At 62.9% G+C, this 22058-nt stretch carries 25 protein-coding genes and 3 tRNA genes; 12 read left to right on the forward strand and 16 right to left on the reverse strand.

Going from position 1 to position 22058, the window contains the following annotated elements:
- The 5 genes from HMPREF2559_RS04520 to HMPREF2559_RS04540 form a co-directional block, all read right to left on the reverse strand.
- Positions 1-1046: tartrate dehydrogenase (locus HMPREF2559_RS04520; protein WP_070539716.1), on the reverse strand; the 1046-nt coding region annotated here is incomplete at its 3' end.
- A 9-nt stretch (positions 1047-1055) separates the two neighbouring features.
- Positions 1056-1358: a DUF202 domain-containing protein gene (locus HMPREF2559_RS04525; protein ID WP_066485979.1), complete on the reverse strand. Its 303-nt coding sequence runs from the start codon at positions 1356-1358 to the stop codon at positions 1056-1058.
- The gene (locus tag HMPREF2559_RS04530; RefSeq protein WP_066485977.1) at positions 1351-1719 is read right to left on the reverse strand and encodes a YidH family protein; all 369 of its coding nucleotides are present in this window, start codon (positions 1717-1719) and stop codon (positions 1351-1353) included. Before HMPREF2559_RS04530 ends, HMPREF2559_RS04525 begins: the two co-directional genes overlap by 8 nt.
- A gap of 118 nt (positions 1720-1837) precedes the next feature.
- Complete coding sequence (locus HMPREF2559_RS04535; protein ID WP_070539677.1) at positions 1838-2515, reverse strand: potassium channel family protein; 678 nt, start codon at positions 2513-2515, stop codon at positions 1838-1840.
- Complete coding sequence (locus HMPREF2559_RS04540; RefSeq protein ID WP_210387028.1) at positions 2508-3809, reverse strand: TrkH family potassium uptake protein; 1302 nt, start codon at positions 3807-3809, stop codon at positions 2508-2510. The genes HMPREF2559_RS04535 and HMPREF2559_RS04540 overlap by 8 nt, the downstream gene beginning before the upstream one ends.
- Before the next feature lie 304 nt (positions 3810-4113).
- Between HMPREF2559_RS04540 and HMPREF2559_RS04545 the strand changes: the two genes are divergently transcribed.
- Positions 4114-4365: a hypothetical protein gene (locus tag HMPREF2559_RS04545; RefSeq protein WP_070539681.1), complete on the forward strand. Its 252-nt coding sequence runs from the start codon at positions 4114-4116 to the stop codon at positions 4363-4365.
- Positions 4366-4928: 563 nt separating this feature from the next.
- Here HMPREF2559_RS04545 and HMPREF2559_RS04550 read toward each other — a convergent pair.
- The 5 genes from HMPREF2559_RS04550 to HMPREF2559_RS04565 all read right to left on the reverse strand — a co-directional run bounded on the left by HMPREF2559_RS04550 (position 4929) and on the right by HMPREF2559_RS04565 (position 8624).
- On the reverse strand, positions 4929-6194 hold the full coding sequence (locus HMPREF2559_RS04550; RefSeq protein ID WP_083297774.1) for a hypothetical protein: 1266 nt from the start codon (positions 6192-6194) through the stop codon (positions 4929-4931).
- 13 nt (positions 6195-6207) lie between these two features.
- Complete coding sequence (locus tag HMPREF2559_RS13485) at positions 6208-6435, reverse strand: helix-turn-helix domain-containing protein (RefSeq protein WP_083297775.1); 228 nt, start codon at positions 6433-6435, stop codon at positions 6208-6210.
- Positions 6436-6664: 229 nt separating this feature from the next.
- Positions 6665-7090: a hypothetical protein gene (locus HMPREF2559_RS04555; RefSeq protein WP_070539685.1), complete on the reverse strand. Its 426-nt coding sequence runs from the start codon at positions 7088-7090 to the stop codon at positions 6665-6667.
- Positions 7083-8366 carry a tyrosine-type recombinase/integrase gene (locus HMPREF2559_RS04560; RefSeq protein ID WP_070539688.1) on the reverse strand — a complete coding sequence of 428 codons (1284 nt, stop codon included), beginning with the start codon at positions 8364-8366 and terminating at the stop codon, positions 7083-7085. The genes HMPREF2559_RS04555 and HMPREF2559_RS04560 overlap by 8 nt, the downstream gene beginning before the upstream one ends.
- Positions 8367-8535: 169 nt before the next feature.
- Positions 8536-8624: transfer RNA gene (locus HMPREF2559_RS04565), tRNA-Ser, on the reverse strand.
- A 138-nt stretch (positions 8625-8762) separates the two neighbouring features.
- Here HMPREF2559_RS04565 and HMPREF2559_RS04570 point away from each other — a divergent pair.
- Genes HMPREF2559_RS04570 through HMPREF2559_RS04580 form a run of 3 tightly spaced genes read left to right on the forward strand, consistent with a single transcriptional unit; the run spans position 8763 to position 11970 of the window.
- Complete coding sequence (locus tag HMPREF2559_RS04570; protein WP_066513225.1) at positions 8763-10430, forward strand: alpha-keto acid decarboxylase family protein; 1668 nt, start codon at positions 8763-8765, stop codon at positions 10428-10430.
- A 34-nt stretch (positions 10431-10464) separates the two neighbouring features.
- On the forward strand, positions 10465-11481 hold the full coding sequence (gene hisC / locus HMPREF2559_RS04575) for a histidinol-phosphate transaminase (RefSeq protein ID WP_066485951.1): 1017 nt from the start codon (positions 10465-10467) through the stop codon (positions 11479-11481).
- A 51-nt stretch (positions 11482-11532) separates the two neighbouring features.
- Positions 11533-11970 (forward strand): phage holin family protein, encoded by a 438-nt coding sequence (locus HMPREF2559_RS04580; RefSeq protein WP_066485946.1) that lies wholly within the window; start codon positions 11533-11535, stop codon positions 11968-11970.
- On the opposite strand, the gene HMPREF2559_RS04585 is transcribed toward HMPREF2559_RS04580, so the two are convergent.
- Positions 11967-12224 (reverse strand): MoaD/ThiS family protein, encoded by a 258-nt coding sequence (locus HMPREF2559_RS04585; RefSeq protein ID WP_066485938.1) that lies wholly within the window; start codon positions 12222-12224, stop codon positions 11967-11969. The genes HMPREF2559_RS04580 and HMPREF2559_RS04585 overlap by 4 nt on opposite strands.
- Before the next feature lie 107 nt (positions 12225-12331).
- Here HMPREF2559_RS04585 and glp point away from each other — a divergent pair, with 107 nt between their 5' ends.
- From glp to HMPREF2559_RS12960, 5 genes are read left to right on the forward strand one after another with little or no spacing between them, the layout of a single operon-like run.
- The gene (gene glp, locus HMPREF2559_RS04590; protein WP_070539690.1) at positions 12332-13495 is read left to right on the forward strand and encodes a molybdopterin molybdotransferase MoeA; all 1164 of its coding nucleotides are present in this window, start codon (positions 12332-12334) and stop codon (positions 13493-13495) included.
- Positions 13495-13965 carry a MogA/MoaB family molybdenum cofactor biosynthesis protein gene (locus HMPREF2559_RS04595; RefSeq protein ID WP_070539692.1) on the forward strand — a complete coding sequence of 157 codons (471 nt, stop codon included), beginning with the start codon at positions 13495-13497 and terminating at the stop codon, positions 13963-13965. Before glp ends, HMPREF2559_RS04595 begins: the two co-directional genes overlap by 1 nt.
- A complete protein-coding gene (locus HMPREF2559_RS04600) occupies positions 13955-14413 on the forward strand; it encodes a molybdenum cofactor biosynthesis protein MoaE (protein WP_070539694.1) in 459 nt (152 codons plus the stop codon). The genes HMPREF2559_RS04595 and HMPREF2559_RS04600 overlap by 11 nt, the downstream gene beginning before the upstream one ends.
- The gene (locus HMPREF2559_RS04605) at positions 14410-15411 is read left to right on the forward strand and encodes a ThiF family adenylyltransferase (RefSeq protein WP_070539696.1); all 1002 of its coding nucleotides are present in this window, start codon (positions 14410-14412) and stop codon (positions 15409-15411) included. Before HMPREF2559_RS04600 ends, HMPREF2559_RS04605 begins: the two co-directional genes overlap by 4 nt.
- 55 nt (positions 15412-15466) lie before the next feature.
- Positions 15467-15604 (forward strand): hypothetical protein, encoded by a 138-nt coding sequence (locus HMPREF2559_RS12960; protein WP_168162231.1) that lies wholly within the window; start codon positions 15467-15469, stop codon positions 15602-15604.
- Between the two features lie 47 nt (positions 15605-15651).
- Here HMPREF2559_RS12960 and HMPREF2559_RS04610 read toward each other — a convergent pair whose 3' ends face one another.
- From HMPREF2559_RS04610 to HMPREF2559_RS04625, 4 genes are all read right to left on the reverse strand, one after another.
- Entirely contained in the window at positions 15652-16593 is a 942-nt protein-coding gene (locus HMPREF2559_RS04610) for a cation diffusion facilitator family transporter (protein WP_070539698.1), read from the reverse strand.
- Between the two features lie 2 nt (positions 16594-16595).
- Positions 16596-16985 carry an ArsR/SmtB family transcription factor gene (locus HMPREF2559_RS04615; protein WP_066513237.1) on the reverse strand — a complete coding sequence of 130 codons (390 nt, stop codon included), beginning with the start codon at positions 16983-16985 and terminating at the stop codon, positions 16596-16598.
- A gap of 140 nt (positions 16986-17125) precedes the next feature.
- Positions 17126-17199: transfer RNA gene (locus HMPREF2559_RS04620), tRNA-Cys, on the reverse strand.
- 153 nt (positions 17200-17352) lie between these two features.
- A tRNA-Ser gene (locus HMPREF2559_RS04625) sits at positions 17353-17440 on the reverse strand.
- 430 nt (positions 17441-17870) lie between these two features.
- Between HMPREF2559_RS04625 and HMPREF2559_RS04635 the strand changes: the two genes are divergently transcribed.
- A complete protein-coding gene (locus tag HMPREF2559_RS04635; protein WP_070539700.1) occupies positions 17871-18833 on the forward strand; it encodes an NAD(P)H-quinone oxidoreductase in 963 nt (320 codons plus the stop codon).
- A gap of 11 nt (positions 18834-18844) precedes the next feature.
- Here the strand turns inward: HMPREF2559_RS04635 and HMPREF2559_RS04640 are convergent, their stop codons facing one another.
- A complete protein-coding gene (locus HMPREF2559_RS04640) occupies positions 18845-20092 on the reverse strand; it encodes an aminotransferase class V-fold PLP-dependent enzyme (RefSeq protein ID WP_066485898.1) in 1248 nt (415 codons plus the stop codon).
- A gap of 173 nt (positions 20093-20265) precedes the next feature.
- Here HMPREF2559_RS04640 and HMPREF2559_RS04645 point away from each other — a divergent pair, with 173 nt between their 5' ends.
- Complete coding sequence (locus HMPREF2559_RS04645) at positions 20266-21114, forward strand: galactan export ABC transporter permease subunit Wzm/RfbD (RefSeq protein WP_231724999.1); 849 nt, start codon at positions 20266-20268, stop codon at positions 21112-21114.
- Positions 21115-21126: 12 nt separating this feature from the next.
- Entirely contained in the window at positions 21127-21939 is an 813-nt protein-coding gene (locus tag HMPREF2559_RS04650; protein ID WP_066485888.1) for a galactan export ABC transporter ATP-binding subunit Wzt/RfbE, read from the forward strand.
- The last annotated feature ends 119 nt before the right edge of the window (positions 21940-22058 follow it).

Consider the following 22058-nt stretch of genomic DNA (forward strand, 5'->3'; position numbering starts at 1 on the left):
AAATCAATGCACTCTAAAACCGGAAGAGCCCCCATATCGGGCGTCAAACCCTGGCCCTCGGCGAGGACGGACTCGAAGGCCGCGATGACGGCATCGGCAGCCTCGCGCTCGCCGAGGTGATCGAGCATCATCGCGCCGGCCCAAATCTGGCCGATGGGATTGGCAATCCCCTGGCCAGCGATGTCTGGGGCCGATCCGTGGACGGGCTCGAAGAGGGAGGGGAACTCGCCCGTGGGATTGATATTGCCTGACGGCGCGATGCCAATGGTGCCGGTGCAGGCCGGGCCGAGATCGGACAAAATGTCACCGAAGAGGTTGGAGGCGACCACCACGTCGAAGCGGTCCGGGTGCATGACGAACTGGGCCGTGAGGATGTCGATGTGATATTTATCCACGCTTATTTCCGGGTAATTCTCCGCCATGGCTTCAACGCGGGAATCCCAATACGGCATGGTGATGGCAATGCCATTCGATTTCGTCGCGGACGTGAGATGCTTGGCGTCGCGACGCTGCGCGAGATCGAAGGCGTATTTCAAGACGCGGTCGACGCCAGTGCGGGTCATGACAGTTTCCTGGATGACGGTCTCGCGATCCGTGTCCGGGAACATCGTGCCGCCCACGGAGGAGTATTCGCCTTCGGTGTTCTCGCGCACGACCCAGAAATCGATATCGCCGGGCTCACGGCCTGCGAGCGGCGAGGGCACGCCGGCGAGTAGCTTCACCGGACGCAGATTGATGTACTGATCGAACTCGCGGCGGAACTGGAGGAGCGAACCCCAGAGGCTCACATGATCAGGGACGACATCCGGCCAGCCTACGGCACCGAAGTAGATGGCGTCACAACCACCCAGCTGCGCCTTCCAATCGTCCGGCAACATCTTTCCGGTGCGCTGGTAGTACTCCGCCGAGGACCAATCGAACTCGGTGAACTCGATCTCCAGGTCGAATTTTTCAGCCGCCGCGCGCAGGACGCGCAGGCCTTCGGGCATAACTTCGGTGCCGATTCCATCACCGGCGATAACAGCAATCGTGTACATGCGCCCCATTGTGCCCGCTTACAGCGAGACCAGGCCAAGCAGTGCCAACCCCACCGTCAACCCCGCGAGCCCCGCCAAGGTTCCCGCCCCCGGCAGACCCTCACCCGCCGCGAGTCGGCGGTCCACGGCACCGGCGCGCGCCCGCGCAGCGAGATACAGGCCGCCCGCGGCAATGGCGACGAGGACGAGCGCCCACGAGACCGCGAACCCCGCCGCGCGCAGCGTAAGCAGCAGCGCGCCGACCGCCGCGAGCGCCGTGCGCTGCCACGACAGGCGGGTGCGCTCCGGTTGCAGGCCAGCATCAAAGAGCGCGCTAGGCACGGGTTTCTCCGTACAGCAGGATGCCCGCGATGACGAGGACGGCGAGGATCAACACCGGTAGCGCGAAGCTGCCCGGCAGCGGTGTTCCCTCACGCATGGCACGCTCGCAACGCGCCCAGTGCAACCACGCGGCTACCGGCAGCACGAGCGCCGCGATGAGCATGACGACGCTCACCGCGCCGGTCACGCGGTCCGGCAAGTCGAGCTCGAAGGCGCGCAACGCCACGCCGCCAGCAATGAACGCGAGCGCCGTGCGCGTCCACGCGAGGAACGTCCGTTCATTGGCCAGGCTAAAGCGCGGGTCCGGCTCCTCGCCACGCCCGTAGACGGCGCGCGGGAAACGCTTGTCAGGGTTGCTCATGCCCCGCAGTCTAACGCGGCAGACAGGCGTGCGCCCCGCAGGCCATCGATCGACCGCAGGGCGCACAGGAAGCGGTATCCCCACCACTGGCCGGTCGAGTTGTAGCCGGCGCCGCAGCTTATCCTTCCGTGAACTTCTCCAACGCCGCCGGCGAGCCCGCCGCCACGATGAGGTCGTTCGCCGTGAGCTCGCGGCCATCAGTAAGCGGCAGCCACCGCCCCAGCGTGCGCACGGAGACCAGCTGCACCTTGTACTCGCGCAGCACCTTGGCCAGGTCGAGCGGCGTGCCCTGCACGCACGCGGGCGGCACGAGCTTGGTCACGCCGTAGTCCTGCGCGATCTCCGCAAAATCCTCGAAGCGGCCGGACAGGAGGTGCGCGATGCGCCGACCGGTATCGCGTTCTGGGCGGATGACGTGATGGACACCGATTTTGAGCAGGATGCGCGCGTGCGCCTCCGAGTCTGCCTTCGCCCACACGTCGCGCACGCCCAGCTCCACCAAATTCGAGGCCGTCAAGATAGAGGCCTCCACGTCCGAGCCGATGGCGACAACGGCCCGCTCGACCTCGTCGATGCCGAGCTGCGTGAGCACGGCGGCATCGGAAGTATCTGCCTGGACGGTCTGCGTGAGCTCGGGCGCCATCTCGCGCACCAACTTGTCCGAAGCGTCGATGCCGAGCACCTCCACGCCATGGTCCATGAGCTCGCGGGCCAACGCGTGGCCGAAGCGGCCGAGGCCCACGACCACGACGGGTGCGATGTCGATGGTCTTCCGGGAACCAAAAATATTAACCAATGAAGGGCCTTTCCTCGGGGTAGCTAAAGCGCTGCGTGACCGCGCGCGCGGCGAGCGCCGCGATGAGTGTGGTGGGGCCGACGCGGCCCAGATACATAATGAAACACAGGATAATTTGGGACGGCGCACTCAGCGACGCGGTAATGCCGGTGGACAAGCCCACCGTCGCAAACGCGGAGGTCACCTCCAGCATGACCTGGTCCGCGGTGAACTGCGGGTCGAAGGCGCGCAACAGGCCCACGCCCACCGCAATGACGGCGATTCCGAAGAATGCCAGCACCAGCGCTTGGCGCACCGCCGCAGTGGGGATGCGCCGGTGTCCGATGGCGACGTCATCACGGCCGCGAAATTCCGCCACCATCGCCGCAAGGAGCACACACGCCGTCGTGACCTTGATGCCGCCGGCCGTACCCGCCGAGCCGCCGCCGATGTACATAAGGACATCCGTCCCCATGAGCGTCACCGGGTGCGCCTGGCCATAATCAATCGCATTGAAGCCCGCCGTGCGCGGCGAGACCGCCATGAAGAAAGCATTGAGCAGCCGCTGCCCCGCCGGCATCCCCGCCAGGACGCCCCGGCTTTCCGATGCCCACATGAACGCCGTCCCCCCCACGACCAGCACCGCAGATGCCCACAAGGTCATGCGCGCGGTCACCGATGCATGGTGGACGCGTGCGCGCACCGTAAGCCGCGCGCGGACGCGGCGCAGGAACTCCGCGTGAACCGGATAGCCGAGACCGCCGCCGATGATCGCCGCCGCCAGCGGCAGCAGAATCCACGGGTCCGCGGCAAAACCCACGAGATTATCCGAGTACGTGGAAAAACCCGCGTTATTGAATGCGGAGACCGCGTGAAACGTGCCTTCCCACACCGCCTGCGGCCCGGTCCAGCCGTAGTGCACCATGCCGCGCACACCCACGACGAGCGCCACGGCCGCCTCCGCCGCGAAAGTGAAGAGAAAGGTAAACGTGAGCGTGCGCCGAATGCCGCCTTCGACGATGGGGCGTCCCTCCGCCGCGCCCGCGGCACGCGCCTTGAGGCTCACCCGCCCGGTAAGCAGCATGCCCGACAGCGACGCGAGCGACATGATGCCCAAACCGCCCAGCTGGATGAGCGCCAGGATGACGCACTGGCCGAAATGTGTCCAGTACGAACCGGTGTCCTCAACGATGAGCCCGGTGAGCGACACCGCCGAGGTCGCCGTAAAAAATGCCGGAAGAAACGGCGTCCAGTGCGGCACATGCGCCGAGATGGGCAACATGAGCAACAGCGTGCCCGTCAAGATGAGAGCCATAAACCCGACCGCGGTGAGCCGCGCGGGTCCAAGCCACGAGATTTTCACCAGCCGATCCTAACCCCAGCGCGTTCCCGCCGCCTAGTTATGTGACGCAGTTTCCTCGACGCGCGTGGCGCCTTGGCCCACACATGCGATAACCCCCGGCGAGAACCGGGGGTTGAGTGGCGGAGACGAGAGGATTACGCAACTAAAACCGTGTTTAGGCAGGTCATGGCATGTTTCCGAGGATAGTTAGGGAAGGTAATTCCCTTAACTTTCCCTTCATACCCCCACTTTCACCCCAACCGGAAGGATTATCACCATGACGAACACCACGGCGCGCCGGGAAGTTTCATCGCCCATCATTCTAGTTAGCGACGCGGCGGCGTTCCCCGCGCTCAACTCCGAGACCGTCAACGCCATGATGGAGGAGTTGGGCGCGGCTACCATCGTCACGTTAGACAGCTTGGACGGTGACACGATCTGTGACCTGCCCAACGGCAACTTCATTCGTGACGCGGTGTTGATTGGCTACTTGGCAGGAATCAAGGCAAAGAGCACCGATAGGGCCTAAACCCGGCGCGATATATGGCCGTTTAAGGCGATGGAGGGACGTAGGGCATACCCTTACCCCCTTCAACGCTTTAGACGGCTTCAGCGCTTTTCTGGCCTATCTGTACCACCCATGACAGCCAATGCCTTCACTATCAGAAACTAGGATCCCGTACAGACAGCGGGTTGCCCTATGGGTTCGTGCGCAAAAGTACCAGGGCAGGGGATCGGGGGCAGGGGGTGGTCTCATGGAAATGCCCGCCGCCTTCAGTGGGAAGGTGCGACGGGTAGGGCATGGTGGCGCGCCGGGAAGTGGTGACAGTGCAACCCGGCGCAGGGGATGGTTCCGATTCATGGTTTGAATTTTTTGGAAATTCCGAATTTTGCAATCCCGCCCGGGCAGACTTTGCAGTAACAGGGTGTCCAAGTTGTCCAAGTGTCCAAGCCAAGGTTAGGGGCTGTTTTCCGTGTCCAAGTTGGACAATTGCGGGTTGTACAGGTTGGACGGCGGTTGGACGCACGAAAATACCCGCCCACCTGCACTTGTACGGGTTGGACGGGTTGGACACTGCGGTACGCCGGGAACTATGCCGGGGGACTATCAGGGAAGTTAATTCCCCTTTGTGGATACTTCTTCCCGTTGACGATGGATAGACGTATTACGTCCTGTTCTGCCAGTTCGTCAATCATGGAGTCAAACATCTTTCGTTGGTCATGACGCACGGAGTTCGTGCGGTACTCCGAGAGCGTTTGCAGTTCGTCGCCTTCCCAGCTGTCGTCACTTCCCCACAGGTAGTTAATGAAGTTGCGGTATAGCCGTTTACGCCGGGTCACGTCACGTGCGTCAGCCCTATCTTCTTCCCATTGTGCGTACTCCATAGCCCGTTGAGCTGTCATGTTATTAAAGTGTTGGACAACCCCGGCGCGCACTGTATCCGAGTAGTCCAACAGTGCCCCGGCGCGCTCCCAATCGTTAACCTTTACATTCGTTCGCGAGTCCAACAGGGCGAAACCTGCCGCGATCCTAATGCGCATGAGATTACGGTGGCCGCGTCCATCTTCACTACCTCCATACTTCAATTGCTCGTTCATGATTGCCCGCGTTTCGTTGATAGCTCGTTGCGGGAAGGTAAAGCCCTTCGTTTGAATATCTTTTGGAATCACAATGTCGTCCAGCTCAACAGGTTGTGCTCCATCGTCAAATTCGTCAGGGCGAGTGGGGTCAAGGACTTCAGTCCATAGGAATCTATGTGCAAGACCATCGTCAACCTGTGAGTCCACTAGAACTTGGGCTTTATCCGGTTGAACACCTACCATCAGGCACCCGACGTAACTGTTTGGGGGGACTTCGTCAACGGCTCCACGGTTCGTTGTTCCAAGCCGATTACCTGAAAATACTTTCATTAGCATTTGGCGAGTAGTGGCACCTTGCCGCCCCATAAGCGTTTCAAGGAATCCGATCTCCGAGTCCTGAAATATCACGCCACGATCTATTGGACTACCTTCAGATAGGAAGGCTGTCATAATTCCTTCACCCGATCCCGGCGCGTAGTACAGCGGTTCCCAAGGTTGCCCATTCCAGGTTGCCCTAATGCCTTCCTCGACTAAATTCATGGCCCTGTCTTTGCCGCTACCAGGCTTGGCGTAAAGGGCTAAGAACATGTTGGGGACAGTGTTACCCGCCCCGGCGCTTATCGGCGTTCCAGGGGGCACACAGGCAAGTATTTTGATAAGGCTAGAGACCAGGAAGGGCACGGGTTGAACAAAGTTCTGTCGTGCGTAAGTGTGCATGCGCTTCAAGTGGTCATTGTTGTCAAACAGCTTGGTCTCAAGTTCGATCCACTTCTCCATCGTGAGTACGGACTTACTTTGCACGGGTCTCACCTGCCCAACGGTTCGTCGCGGTGGACTCCATGAAGGAATCAATATCCGATAGTTTCAGGCGTAGGGCACGCGGTGACGGCCTGTAAGCGGGAAGGTGTTGTTGTGCGATCCATCGTCGGATCGTTCGTGGGCTTACCCCCACATAATCGGCGGCTTCATTCAAGGACACGTAGGCCTTGGACGGCGCGGTAATGGTTGCGGTAGACATATTGGTTACTCCCAATCACGCCCATAATTGGGCATGCGTAGATAGGGCCACAATTGGCCCGTGAACTACGAACAGTCGGTTGACTGTATCGGGTAGTGGAGTCTCTACCATCCCCCGTGTTTGCTACTGCACCTCCCGTAGGGTGTCTGGCCTAGCTTCGGTCGAACGGGTTGCACTCACTAGGCAGCACACAATGGATCTTAAACCATTCAACGATGGGTTGCAATAGTTACTTTCTGAGAATGCGGCGTAATCGGTTGACTTCAATCTCATGTATCCCGGCACACACTAGCTTCACAAAGACTTCATGTAGTTCTTCTTTGGTGGCGCTGAACTGTGGGAAGGTGTAAACCGTCATTGCGGTGTCAACAATCCAATTGGGAACATGCCCGCCCCTAGGGTTGTCTTTATGCCACTGTTCAAGTGCCTGTTTACCTTCGTCTGTTAGCTCCGTCGCCCCGGTAATATTCCCAGACTTAGACACCATAGATAGCATGCTAAACCGTTGATAGGCGTTCTGTGGGGAAGGATTATTAACCATGAACCGCCCCAACTTACGACCCTTGTTATCCACGATAAAGACGACTGGCAACGTGCCTTTGCCCCGGCGTACAGCCTTCTCCAGCTCACTATCACGCCATGACCAATTACTCATTGTCACCCTCCAACGTGTTAGCTACCTTCTCCATCAAAGACGTTGTGCGTTCCGCTCGAACACTCATATACGCGTCCATAATCGTGTCGTAATCGTCCTGCCCTAACAACTGCCCAATCTCTTTGAGGTGGGCACCCTGTTCTGCCAAGCGGGTAATCAACCAACGACGGCCCGCGTGCGGGTGAATTGCAGGATTAGCCCCGGCCTTTGCTACCGCGCGTTGAAGGGCAGATCTGTAAGACGTGTCCAAAAGCATGTTGCCCGTTGACGTTGTGGTTAACAGGCGCGCCGGGAAGTTGCCACGTTTACCGTGCATATCAAAGCGCAATACGGTGTCATTATCGCTTACGTACTTCTCCAAGTGGTCAAGGAAGTAGGGAACATCAGTAGCCATGATGGGGATAGTCCTAAACCCGGCCTTTGTCTTTGGTGTCTGAACCATCATGTAGTTATGACCATCGTCTGTTATGCGTTGGGCGTTCTGTTCCACGGTGACAGTCACGGAGGGCATAGACGCGCCTTCACGCAGGGTTACCGTGACGTGGCGTGTCTCCAAGGCCAAGGCTTCACCAATGCGCAACCCGTGGTGCAATATCAGCGACGTAAGCACCCTGTATCGCGCCGGGATAGCGTCCAGGATGTCGGTTATCTCTTTGTCCGTAGGCAGGTACTTCTCTTTGGGGATCGGAACATGGCTAGCGCCACGAACAGATACGGGGTTAGTGGGGATTAGCTCACGTTCAACGGCTTCAGCGCACGCGGCCTTCAGGCGTTTGTAGGCTTGCATACTCACATTCGCGCCCTGCTCCGAGTAGTTGCGACGTAGACCATCCCACCATCGGTGAACATCGGCCTTTGTAAGCTCTACCAGCTTCACGTCTTTGAGGAACGTAACATCAGGATCATTAGCGCCACGGCCATAGGGGGCCGTTATGCGCACCTTCACCACGCGGCGGTAGTTCTGCATGGTGGACGGCTTTAGAGGATTAACCCGGCGCGTTAAACCGTCATGGAAGGTGTTTAACCATTCACCAACGGTAACAGCGGCTGTCTGTTGGGCCTTCTTTCGTTGTGCGGGTGGTGTCCAGGTGTCAAGGTCGATAAGGCGGCGTTCATCGGATAACCAACCATCAGCGTCAATACGCGTAGGGAAGGAATGTCCCGGCGTATGACGGGCACCATCAGGGCCTAGGTAATCGGCGTAGAACCGCTTACCCTTTTTGGCTACCTTGCCAAAGTCGCGCGGTGAACGGCGCTTCTTTTTCGTGGTGGTCATGGTGGTGTCTCCATTCAAGGGAAGGCGGGAAGGTAATTCCCTTAACTTTCCCTTCATTGCGTCATTTTGTGGCTATACCTGTCACTATATGACAAAATGGATTATGCCGTTGACCAGCCCAGACAAAGCAAAACCCCCGGTGAACATTCACCAGGGGAAATGCAAGTTGCGGAGACGAGAGGATTTGAACCTCCGGACCTACGCAAGTAAGTCAACTCCTTAGCAGGGAGCCCCATTCGGCCGCTCTGGCACGTCTCCAGATACTCGAAAGTATCACACGGAGACTTTACCTGAGGGCCGCCCCTGCACACAAAAGAGCGCACACAAAAGACCGCCCCCTTTATGTCAACGCGTCATAATAGACGGCAGCACTCACCGTCTCGAAAGGAGCACTGCATGCAGACAACCGTGGGCGAATTCCTCCTCCGCCGTCTCAAAGACATTGGCATTACCGAAGTCATCGGCGTGCCTGGCGATTTTAACCTGAGCTTTTTGGAACAGCTGCGCGACGCAGAAGGCATCCGTTTCGTGGGCGCCTGCAACGAGCTCAACGCGGCGTATGCGGCGGATGGCTATGCTCGCTCGCGCGGCGTCGGCGCGCTTCTTACCACGTACGGCGTGGGTGAGCTCTCCGCTCTCAACGGCATTGCGGGCTCGCGCGCGGAGCACATCCCGGTCGTCTCCATCGGCGGCGCCCCACCGCAGTACGCCACGGAGTTCCGCTGGAACCTCCACCACTCCCTCGCGGATGGCGACTTCGCGAATATGCTCGAGGCCATCGCGCCGTTCACGGAGGTCGCCGTGCGCGTCTCCCCCATGAACGCCGTTGAGGAAATCGATCGCGCGCTGCGCACCTGTCTGCGTGAGAAGCGCCCCGTCCACATCCAGCTCCCCTCGGACATCACGCATCTCACCATCGAGGCTCCCGATGCCCCGCTCGACACCTCCCTGCCCGCCTCCGACCCCGAGCGCCTCGAGGCCGCGGCCGCACGCATCCTCGAGGTCCTCGCCCGCGCCGAGCACCCACTCCTCCTTATTGACCAGGACGCGGACCGCCACGGTTTTACCGAGCCCCTCCTGCGCCTGGCGGAGAAGGCACAGATTCCTTTCGCCCAGATGTCCTCCGGCAAGGCCCTCCTGCCCGAGAATCATCCGCTCTTCATCGGCACCTACAACGGCGCGGCCTCGGCGCCCGGCGTCAAGGACCGCGTCGAGCACTCGGACTTCCTGGTGACCACGAACCCGCGCTTCATCGAGGTCAACTCCGGTTCGTTCACGCACGAGCTTGACCACGCGCTCGTGGTTAACCTCGGTGACCAGCACGCCAGCGTTGACGGCGAGTACTTCGTGGGGCTCACCACCCGCGAACTTATCGATGCCCTCATCGACCGCGCCCCCGAGCGTCCCGCCACCCCGCGCGAGCCCGCCCCGACCACGAGCGCCGCCGCGCCTACCGGTCCGCTCACGCAGGCCGAGCTGTGGCCGCGCATGGCACGTTTCCTCCGCGCGGACGACGTGGTCATCGCCGAGGCCGGCACCTCGCATATCGGCCTGAGCGCCCAGCAGCTGCCCGCGAACGTCAAGTACATCAACTCGCCCATCTGGGGCTCCATCGGCTTTACCCTGCCCGCGACGCTCGGCTCTCAGCTTGCTGAGCCGGGCCGCCGCCACGTCCTCTTCATCGGCGACGGTTCCTTCCAGCTCACCGCCCAGGAGCTGTCCACCATCCTGCGCGAGGAACTCAATCCCATCATCGTACTCATGAATAACCGCGGCTACACCATCGAGCGCTACATCCTGGGCATGGAGGACGAGTACAACGACATCCAGAACTGGTCGTACGGCGCGCTGCCGCAGGTCTTCAAGCCGGATACGACGATGAAGTCCTACTCCGCGCAGACCTTCGAGGAACTCGAGGAGGCGCTCGCCGCCATCGAGTCCTCGGATGCCGGCGCGTTCCTCGAGCTGCACCTTCCGCCTGCCGATGCCCCCGCCGGCCTCAAGGCCTTCGGCCCGCTCACCGCCGAATTCGACTACGGCCCGCGCGGACCCCGTAACCCGTAAGCCGTAACCGCACCTAACCACTAGAGTGATAGAAATGATTCGCCCTGACCTTTCCTCCCTCCCCGCCTACGTCCCCGGCAAGCGCCAGGAAGACGCCCTCAAGCTCTCCTCCAACGAGGCCACGCAGCCGCCGCTGCCCGCCGCCGTCGACGCCATGGCCGCAGCTGCCGCCGGCGCGAACCGCTACCCGGACATGGGCGCCGTTGCCATCCGCGAGGCCCTCGCCGAGCACCTCGGCGTCGCCTTCGAGCAGGTTGCCGTGGGCACCGGCTCCTCCGCGCTGTGCCAGCAGCTCGTCCAGGTCACCTGCACCGACGGCGACGAGGTCGTCTTTCCGTGGCGTTCCTTCGAGGCCTACCCCATTTTCGCCCAGGTCCACGGCGCCACCCCGGTCGCCATCCCGCTCAAGGACGAGGGCGTGGATCTGGAGGCCATGGCCGCCGCGATCACCGACCGCACACGCCTGATCTTCATCTGCAACCCGAATAACCCGTCCGGCTCCATCGTGACCCGCGCCGAGTTCGCTGAGTTCATGGCCAAGGTCCCGGCCGAGATCACCGTCGCCCTCGACGAGGCGTACACCGAGTACCTGCGCGCCGAGGACACCCCGCTGGCCACCGAGGAAATCGCGAAGTACCCCAACCTCGTGGGTCTGCGCACCTTCTCCAAGGCCTACGGCCTGGCCGGCCTGCGCATCGGCTACGCCTTCGGCCAGCCGGAGATGATCGAGGCCCTCAACAAGGTGGCGATCCCGTTCTCCGTGAACTCCGTGGCCCAGGCTGGCGCTCTCGCCTCCCTCGCCGCGCAGGATGAGCTGAAGCAGCGCACCGATACCGCCGTCGTCGAGCGCCAGCGCGTCATCGAGGCCACCGGCGCGTACCCCTCCGAGGCCAACTTCGTGTGGCTGCCGGGCGAGACCCCAGAACTCGCCGCCGCGCTCGCCGAGCAGGGCGTGCTCGTGCGTTCCTTCCCCGAAGGCATCCGCATCACGGTGACGACCCCGGAGGAGACCGATCAGCTCCTCGCCGCGTGGAAGGCCGTCCGCGGCTAGTCTGCGCGTTTTCTCAGGCGGTCCGCAGGGACGGCCGGTAGTGTCACACCCATGAAAGCCCTGTGGAACTTCGCACTCAACGTCATCGCCGTCGCCCTCGCCTTATGGGTCGTTGTCTCTTTCGTCCCCGGCATCGACATCGTGCCGCCCGCGCTCACTCCGGGCGAGCCAGGCATCGGGTCGACCAATGAGGCGGGCTCCTCGTCGACGTTCCTCGCCGTCGCGGCCGTCTTCGTTCTCGTCAACGCCGTCATCACGCCGGTGCTGCGGTTCCTCGGCGCACCCCTCACCTGCGCCACACTCGGATTGTTCGCGCTCGTCATCAATGGCGCGGCGCTGCTCATCACGGAGTGGGCATTTAACTCCCTCGATACCTCGCTGGGTCACCTCGACATCGACGGCTGGCTGCCCGCCATCCTCGGCGCGATCGTGCTCGGGCTCGTCTCAGGCGTGGTGAATTTCTTCACAAGCCCGCTGCGGGCGCGCTAGCCGCCGGCGAAGGGCGGGAGGATATCCACGCGCGCGGCGCCGTCGAGGACGGCGTCGCGTTCGGCGTTTTTGCCGTCGATGAGGAAAGTACACCGCTCGAGGACCTGCGCAAGCGTCATGCCCGCCTCGGTGGTGCCGGTATGCGCGGCCGCGAGGGCATCGAGAAGCTCGCCCAGGGAGGCTGCGGGCTCCGCAGACTCCTGGGCGGTACCGGCGGCGGCGCGGGCCGCGGCAAAGTAATGAATCTCAAGCATGCACCCCACTATGCCAGCCGAGAACACGCGAGAAAAAGCCTAGACTTGTAGAAGATGTGTCCCCACCGGGGTTTCACCCACGGATCCCCCTTGTACAAGGAGTTGCCATGCGCACGTACGAAGAACACTTGAGCGCCGTCCGCGCCGTCGTCACCGCACCGAACGTCGTCACGCGTTCCCTGCTGGAGGCCGATGGCATGGTCCTGGCCAAGTCCATCAACGCGACCTACAACTCCCCGCGCTTCGATAACTCCCAGATGGATGGCTACGCCATCACGGACCCGGCTGGCGGCACGCTCACTGTGGGTGCCACGGTCGCCGCGGGTGACACGGCTGCGACACCGCTCAAGGAGGGCATCGCCACCCCGATCATGACCGGCGCCAAGGTGCCGGAGGGCACCAAGGCCATCGTGCCGGTGGAATTCTGCGAGCCGTCCACCTTCGTCGAACAAGGCGGCACCGTCACCATCCCGGCCGTCAAGGAAGGCCAGTACATCCGTAAGGCCGGCTCTGACGTCGAGGAAGGCAAGCTGCTCATCCCCGGCGGCACGCGCCTGCTCCCGGCCGCTATCTCCGCGCTCGCTGGCCAGGGCTACACCGAGGTCGAGGTGTACGCCCCCGCCCGCATCGTCGTCGTCACCGGCGGCGCCGAGATCGGCACCGCCAACCTGGCTGCCGGCCAGATTCCGGACTCCAACGGCCCGATGATCGCCGCGCTGTGCAAGGAGTACGGCATCGAGGTCGTCGCCTACGTACGCACCAACGATGACCCGGGCATCCTGCGCTCCGATCTGGAAGGCGTCGTGCGTCTCTACCAGCCGGACGCCATCGTCACCTCCGGAGGCGTCTCCCACGGCAAATTCGAGGTCGTGCGCCAGGTCTTCGAGGACAACGGCTGGTTCGGCCACGTCGCTCAGCAGCCCGGCGGCCCGCAGGGCCTCGCCCACTTGGGCGATGTTCCGGTCATCTGCCTGCCCGGTAACCCGGTCTCCACGCTTGTGAGCTTCCGTCTCTACGTCGGTCCGGTCCTCGGCCACTCGCGCCCGCCGTATATCTCGCGCATCATGCAGGACGTGGACGGCCTCGAGTCCCGCGACCAGTTCCGCCGCGGTGTGCTCTCCCACTCGCCGGAGGGCATGGGCCAGGCCGAGCTTCTCCCGGGTGCAGGTTCCCACCTCATTTCCCAGGCTATGTCCGCCACCGCCCTTATCCGCATCCCCGCTGGCGCGCACCTCAAGGCCGGCGATCCAGTTGAGGTCTTCCCCATCTAATGGCACGCACCGGAATCGTTATCGTCGCCTCCACCCGCGCCGCCGCGGGCACGTATGAGGACCGCTCCGGCCCCATCGCCGTCGAGTTCCTGCGCGCGCAGGGCCTGGAGTGCGCCGATGCCTCCGTGGTTCCCGACGCAGACATTCGCGCCGCTGTCGACCAGGCTTTCGCCGAGAACCCCGCGGTGATCCTCACCTCGGGTGGCACGGGGCTCAGCCCCGATGACCAGACGGTCGAGGCCCTCGAAGCCCACCTCGAGCGAACCTTGCCGGGAATTGCCCACGCGTTCTACGCGGCATCGGCAAGCGTGCCCACCGCCCCACTCTCGCGCACCGTCGCGGGCACGCGCGGGACGACCTTCGCCATGGCACTGCCCGGCTCGACGGGTGGGGTCAAGGACGGCGTCAAGGTGCTGGAGCCTATCCTGGGACACATCATTGAACAGCTCGAAGGGAAGCATGAGCACTGATCCACAGTACGTAGCAGAGCACACCGGCCTGGTCATCGACGCTTTTATGACGAACGAGACCATCGACACGGCCGCGGCAGTCGCCGCGACCGTAACGCCTGCCATGGGCGCGACCGTCACTTTCGACGGCATCGTGCGCAACCATGACGGCGGGCGCGGCGGCGTCGAACTGCTCACCTACACTGCGCACCCCAGCGCGGACGCGGAAATCAAACGCGTCGCCGCTGAGGTCATCAGCTCCCATCCCCACGCCCGCCTGTGGTGCGCGCACCGCACGGGCGATTTGCGCGTCGGGGACTCAGCCTTTGTGGTTGTCGCCGCCGCCGCGCACCGTGCTGACGCGTTCCATGCCGCCGAGGACTGCGCCAACCGCGTCAAAGCCGAGGTGCCCATCTGGAAAGAGCAACGCCACGCTGACGGCTCCGTCAACTGGGTAGGTCTCGAATGAGCGTCCGCTATGCCCGGCAGGAGGCCCTCTGGGGCGAGGAAGGCCAGGCCAAGCTTGCCCGTGCCACCGTCGCGGTCATCGGCGCCGGGGGTCTCGGCTCCCCCGCGCTGCTTTACCTCGCCGGCGCCGGCGTAGGCCGCGTCCTTCTCTTCGACGATGACGAGGTCTCCCTGTCCAACCTGCAGCGCCAGGTCATCCATGCCACGCCGGACGTGGGACGCCCGAAGACCTCATCCGCGGCCGAAAAAATCGCCGCGCTCAACCCCGCCGTCACAGTCGAGACCTTCGGCCGCCTCGAGTCCGCTACCGCGCTCGAACAGCTGCGTGGCGCGGATGTCATCCTCGATGGCACTGACAACTTCGACGCGCGCTACCTATCCTCCTGGGCCGCCCACGAACTGGGCATTCCCCATATCTGGGCCTCCATCCTGGGCTTCGACGCGCAGCTGTCCGTCTTCTGGTCTGGCCACGGCCCCGTCTACGAAGACGTCTTCCCCGAGGCCCCCGCGCCCGGCTCCGTGCCGTCGTGCTCGCAGGCGGGCGTGCTCGGCCCCGTCGTGGGCATCGTCGGCTCCGCCATGGCCCTCGAGGCCCTCAAAATCATCACCGGCGTCGGCGAGCCCCTCGTGGGCAAGCTCGGCTACTTCGACGCCCTGTCCGGCACGTGGGAGTACATCCCGTTGGTCACCTCGGGCACCGTACCCACCCAGCCTGACGATGCCCCCGAAGTCCGCGCCGTTCCCCTCGGCACCCGTCTGATCGACGTGCGCACCGCCGAGGAACGCGAGCACTCCGTCATCCCCGGCGCGGAGCACTTCCTGCTCGACCGCATCGTCGACGGCGAGAACCCCGACCTCGACCCCGACGAATACGCGGTCATCCACTGCGCCTCCGGCATCCGCTCCGCCCAGGCCGTGGCCCTCCTGCGCGAGCGCGGCTTCACCAACGTCGTCTCGCTGCGCGGCGGAATCAACGCCTGGCTAGAACAGAATTCTTAGTGGCCAACACCGTTATCTACCGGTAGCGTCGCTAGCGCGCGAAAGGAATACCGCGATGACCACCTCCGCAGCACCGCTCGTCGTAACCGCCCGCACGTGGTACGGCAGTGGGGACCTCATTATCGATGAGGACAACGCCACGAGTACCCCACGCCTCGAGGACGCTGAATATCGATCCCCACATACACACTAGGCAGCACTAGGCGCCCCCGCCCGGTACGAGCCCGGGGGGCGCTGCGTTCAGTAGTGCTTGCTGACTTCCGGTTCATGTTCGGCAATGTGCTCGGTCTCGATCTGGAAGGTCGAGTGATGAACGGAGACCTCGAAGTGTCCTGCAACGCAGTCTTTGATCTCTTGGAGCATCTGGGCGGCATGACCGTCGGTAAAGCACTCGTCGTCGACGACGACGTGGGCGGTCAGGGTCGGTAAGCCGGTCGCCACAGTGGAGGCGTGCAGATCATGGACATCCTGAACGTGGTCGAGTTCGAGGATGTGTGAGCGGACTTTGTCGAGGTCGAGGCCCTTAGGAGTGAACTCCATGAGGACGCCGATAGTCTCACGCATCAGCTTGAACGCGCGAGGCACGATCAGGCTGGCGATGAACAGTCCGGCGATGGCGTCGGCCTGCGTGAACCCGGTCGTGGCGATCACGATCGCCGCGATGATCACTCCGAGTGAGCCGAGGGCGTCGTTGAGGACTTCGAGGAACGCGGCACGCATGTTGAAGTTCGAACCGCGGCTGGAGGCGAGGACGGTGATGGCGATGGTGTTCGCGACCAGGCCGATAATGCCGAAGATCAGCAGTTCGCTTGCGGGCACCTCCGGCGGCTCGAACAGTCGCCGGATGCCTTCGATGGCGGCGTACGTGCCCAGCACCAGCAGCAGTGCCGACTGCCCGAGGGCTGCGATCACCTCGATACGCCGGAACCCCCAGGTGCGCTTGGCGTTAGCGGGTTTGAGCATCAGCGTCCCGGCAATCAGTGCAACCAGCAGGCCGAAGGCATCGGTGATGGCATGGGCGGTGTCGGTCAGCAGTGCGAGGCTGCCGGTGATGACCGAGCCGATGGCCTGGGCAACGACGATCATCGCGGTGATCGAGAATGCGATCCAGAGTTTCTTGCGGAAATCTCCAGGGTGCCCGTTCTCGCTGGCGGCGGGGCCGTGATTGTGTCCTGCCCCCATATCTACTTCTTCTCCGTATCTGTCGCGTGGTGGATATGTGGGAGTCGCAGGTGCGTGCAGTGCAGGGCCTGCGTGCCGGTGGCATCGAGGAGGCATTCAGCAGCGGCGATGAGGGTACGCAGGAGCTCGGGCTGTGTCAGCGAGTACCAGGTGGAGCGCCCTTCCGGGCGCATCGTCACCAGGCCGCACTCAACGAGAAAGCCGACATGTTTGCTCACCGTAGACTGGGCCAGGCCCATGTGCTCGACCAGATCGCGGACCCGGTGCTCACCCGAGGCGAGGTGCTGCACGATCGCCAACCTCGTCGGTTCTGCAAATGCTTGGAATAGGTGGGCGTATGCTGCCGTCGCCACCTCGTCGAGGGTTGCCCCGTCCTGTTGCTTCATAGCCATATGGCGATTATATCGCCCGATGACGATATTATCGAGTGTGATCTGTCGCTCGATGCGAAATGAAGCTCAGAGGTCTCGGCGTGCCTGAGGGTGGACTGCCAGCCGCCTGCGACGCGTGCCCTATTGGACTCAGCGGAAAGTGGAGGTGCCTACGGGACTCGAACCCGTGTCAAAGGTTTTGCAGACCGCTGCCTATCCTCTCGGCCAAGGCACCAAGTCGCCGGAACGGGAAGAAAATTCCCTTAACTTTCCCTTCATTACGTCATTTTGTGGCTATACCTGTCCCCAAATGACAAAATGGATTATGCCGTTGACCAGCCTAGACAAAGCAAAACCCCCGGTGGATAGCCACCAGGGGAAATGATATTGGCGGAGACGGAGGGATTTGAACCCTCGGTGAGTTTCCCCACGCTGGTTTTCAAGACCAGTGCATTCGGCCGCTCTGCCACGTCTCCTCGTCACAACTGCAGTCGCAAGCGACCACAGAACGTAACTGCTTTAGCCTACTAAACCGTGGGCCGCGATTCACACTCGCCTCGCAATTCCGAAAATCGGTCCTCCCACGTGGCCCGCACGAGTCGGGCGCCAGTGACCTGGGCCAGAGGCGTATCAGAATGTCTTTTGTTCACGATGCGCGTGAGCTCCTCGTAAGAGGCGACGCCCACAGTCTCGCGGTACACGCGCAGACACGAGGCATCATCGTCTGCATCGAACACGACAGGCTCCGCGGTCGCCCACATCACCAAGTGCGGAGTCACCATCGTTGACTCCTTTCTCGCTAGCTGCGTGAATGTGTACGTACCCACGGTCTAAAAGAATCCCCAGTCCAAGTCAGCGCCCCGAAAGCCCGGCGCGCGGCGGGAAGAAAACGCTAGTTTGGGGTGCATGCACGCAATCATTCAGAAAGACGTAGAAGATCCCCGCTCACTCGAACTGGGCGAAGTGGATACGCCAGAGCTCAAGCCCGGGGAGGTACTCGTCGAGGTCAAGGCCGCCGGCGTCAACCGCGCGGACCTCCTCCAGGCGCGCGGGGCGTACCCGCCGCCTAAGGGCGAGTCGCAGATTATCGGTCTCGAGGCCGCTGGCGTCATCGTTGACGCAGGCGATACCGACCGCCAGGTCGGCGAGGAAGTCGGCGCGCTGCTCGCCGGCGGCGGTTATGCCGAGTTCGTCGCCGTGCCGGAAGGCCAGCTGCTGCCTATCCCCAAGGGCTTCACGCTGGAAGAGACCGCCGCCGTCATCGAGGTGGCCTGCACTGTATGGTCGAATATCGTCATGGCCGCAGGCCTCAAGGAAGGCCAGACGATTCTCATCCACGGCGGTGGCGGCGGCATCGGCACCTTCGCTATCCAGGTCGCCAAGGCTCTCGGCGCGACGGTGGCTGTTACCGCAGGCTCGGCGGAAAAGCTCGAGCGCTGCCGCGAGCTCGGCGCGGATATCCTCATCAATTACAAGGAGCAGGACTTCGCTGAAGAGCTCAAGAACCAGTGCGACGTCGTCCTCGACATCATTGGCGCGAAGTACCTGAAGCAGAACCTCAAGGCGCTCGCCGTGGACGGCCACATGGTCATCATCGGTATGCAGGGCGGCACGAAAGGCGAGATTAACCTCGGCGTCGTCCTCAACAAGCGGCTCACCATTCAGGGCACGACGGTGCGTGGCCGCAACCACGCGGACAAGGCCGCCATCGTTGCCGAGACGGTGAAGAACGTCTGGCCCATGCTCGAGGATGGCCGCGTCAAGCATGCACTCCACACGACGTTCCCGCTTGCTCGTGCCGCCCGCGCCCACGAGGCCCTCGACTCCGGTGAGGTCACGGGCACCCTGGTGCTCACGAACGCCGACTAGGCCGGGGAGACTTACGCCAGCGAGGCGACGACGCGGGTGAGCTGCTCGATGTCGTTGTGCGTGTTAAACGGACCGAGCGCTACGGTGACGGCGCCGCCGAGTTCGTCGATGCCCATGTCGCGCAGCAGGGGCGTGGCCGGGGCGAGCGTCGTGACAAGCCGGTTGTCGAAGAGACGACGGTGGACGGTCTCGGCCGGCACGCCGCGCACGGCGAAGGATAGGCGCGGGAGGCGGTCATCGGAAGCCTCGGCGGCGGCCTCGCCGGTAGCGCCGAGGATGTGGACCTGGCTCAGCGTGCCGAGATAGATATAGAGGTCTGCGCGGAGATCGTCGAGGTAGGCCTCGAGGGACTCCATCGAGCCGCGCAGGCGCACGCGGCGGGAACCACGGTCGCCGCCGGCGAGGGTCGCCATATGGTCGACGAGCGGACCGACGCCGCCAGCGAGGCCCGCGGAGACGGGGGTCTCGAGCTTCGCGGCGGTGTGCGCTGTCTGGCCGGGGCTGAGAGCGTCGAGGCGGCGGAACATCGCGGTGTCACGGAAGACGAGCGCGGCGATCTGCGGGCCACCGAGCTGCGCCAGGTCAATGGCAAGGATGTCCGCGCCGAGGTCATCCATGTCGATGGGACGGTACGGGGCGAGCGCGGTGACGTCGAGAAGCGTCCAGGCGCGGGAGCGGGAGCGGACGGTCTCGATGATGTCATGGACGGGTGCCACGGTGCCAAGCAACTCATGCGCGGCGGAAAGGGACACGAGGCGCGTGGAGCCATCGACAAGCTCCGCGTACTGGAAGGCGGGCAGCTCGCCGGTGCCGAGATCCGGCTGGGCCCAGCGCACGGTCGAGCCATGCGGACCGTGGGCGAAGGCGGCGTAGAGCGCCGGCGGGTCAAGCTTGGAGAGCACCACCGAGGACTGGCGGCGCAGGAGCGGGCCGAGGGCGCGGGCGAGCGACTGGTAGAGCACGGGCAGGGAGGGGCCGAGCACGACGGCATCGGCACGCGCGCCCACGAGATCGGCGACGGCCATGCGGGCGGCCTGAAGGTGCTTCTCGCCCTCAAGCATGCCGGCGACAGGGGCTGCGGAATGGGCGCCCACGGGGGCATCTGCAGGCAAGACGGCATTCGCGGTGCGGAAGGCTCGGGCGACGCCGGAGGCAACCTTCTCCGCAATCTGCGGCGCGGCGTGCGCGTTGAGGTACGTCCAGCCGTCAGCGAGTCCCGTATATAAACCACGAACACTCGCCGCGTCATAGGCAACCATGGCAACTCTTCCCTTCCGCGCTGACAACTTCCCCACTCTATACCGTTCGCACCAGAATGTGTTTCTTGCAGCTCATCGCCTTTTCACGGCGGGCCACTCCCACTGGGGACCTCGGAGACGATAGGGTATGCCACGTGCATGACAATAACCAACTGCGCGCCGATATCGCCCGCATGACTGCCGTCACCGACCAAGGAGAGATTCCTCCTTCGCAGTCGATGACCTTCAAGGCAGCCTTCGCCGATCTCATTGAGGGTGCGCGCCAACGCGAGCTCTGGTTCAAGCTCGGCGTCCAAGACATCAAGCAGCGCTACCGCCGCTCCGTCCTGGGACCTTTCTGGATCACCATCGCCACCGGCGTCATGGCCGCCGCGCTGGGCCTGCTCTACTCCTTGCTGTTCAAGATCCCGCTGAGTACGTTCCTGCCCCACGTCACCGTGGGCCTTATCATGTGGAACTTCATCTCGGGCGCCATCAAGGAAGGCGCCACCGTCTTCATCGACAACGAGGGCCTTATTAAACAGCTCCCCGCGCCGCTCTCGGTCCACGTCTACCGCCTCGTGTGGCGCCAGACCCTCTTCTTGGGCCACAACCTCATTATTTGGCTCATCCTCCTCGCCATCTTCCCGCGCCACCTGGGCTGGGAGTTCTGGCTGTTCCTTCCAGCTCTCGCCTTGTTGCTGGTCAATGGCGTGTGGGTGTCCATGTTCTTCGGCATCGTGGCCACGCGCTTCCGCGACGTCGCGCCCTTGCTCGACTCGCTCACGCAGCTGCTCTTCTACGTCACGCCGATTGTGTGGATGACCTCGACGCTGAAGGACAACGCCTCCGTGTCCTCGCGCGCGCGTCTGGCGGAGCTTAACCCGCTGTACCACTACATGGAGATCGTCCGCGCCCCCATGATTGGCCAGCCTGTCGCGGCCTACCACTGGTGGATCGTGATCGCCTGCACCATCGGCGGCGTGCTGCTCGCCGCCCTCGCCATGCGCCAATGGCGCTTCCGCGTTAGCTACTGGGTATAAGGACTTCTCACCATGGTTTCCATCGATACGTATAACGCCTGCGTCGACTTCCCCATCTTTGACGCGAAGTCCCGCTCCCTGAAGAAAGCCATGCTCTCCACCGCCGGTGGCGCGATTGGTAAGAATGCCTCCAACACCGTCGTGGTCGAGGCCCTCAAGGACATCAACCTGCACCTGCGTGAGGGCGACCGCGTGGGGCTTGTCGGCCATAATGGCGCCGGCAAGTCCACGCTGCTGCGTCTGCTCTCCGGCATCTATGAGCCCACCCGCGGCACCGCGGACGTGCGCGGGCGCATCGCGCCGGTCTTCGACCTGGGCGTGGGCATGGACCCGGAGGTCTCCGGCTACGACAACATCATCATCCGCGGCCTCTTCCTGGGCCAGACCATCAAGCAGATGAAGTCCAAGATGGATGAGATCGCGGAGTTCTCTGAGCTCGGCGACTATCTGGCGATGCCGCTGCGCACCTACTCCAACGGCATGCGCGTGCGCCTAGCGCTCGGCGTCGTCACCTCCATCGAGCCGGAAATCCTCCTGCTCGACGAGGGCATTGGTGCTGTCGATGCCGCGTTTATGGCCAAGGCCCGCGTCAAGCTCCAGGAAATGGTGAAGAAGTCCGGCATCCTCGTCTTCGCGTCGCACTCCAATGACTTCCTCGCCCAGCTATGCAATACCGCCCTGTGGGTCGATCACGGCGAGATCAAGGAAGTCGGCGAAGTGGCCGACGTTGTCGAAGCCTACGAGGGCCCCGGCGCCGGCGACTATGTGCGCGACCTCCTTAAGCGCTTTAACGAAGAAGAAGATGAAGAAAAAGATAAGGACTAAGAGCTTTCCGCTTACCCCTTCTTCGCCCCGCAGCTCCGTTTTAAGGAAGTCTGCGGGGCCTTCTTTTTGCAGGTAACAGCGTGAACATACTTAGCGTGACCTTGCCTTTTCGCCATTTG

Source organism: Corynebacterium sp. HMSC072G08 (assembly GCF_001809185.1).
In the GTDB taxonomy this organism is placed as follows: Bacteria; Actinomycetota; Actinomycetes; order Mycobacteriales; family Mycobacteriaceae; genus Corynebacterium; species Corynebacterium phoceense.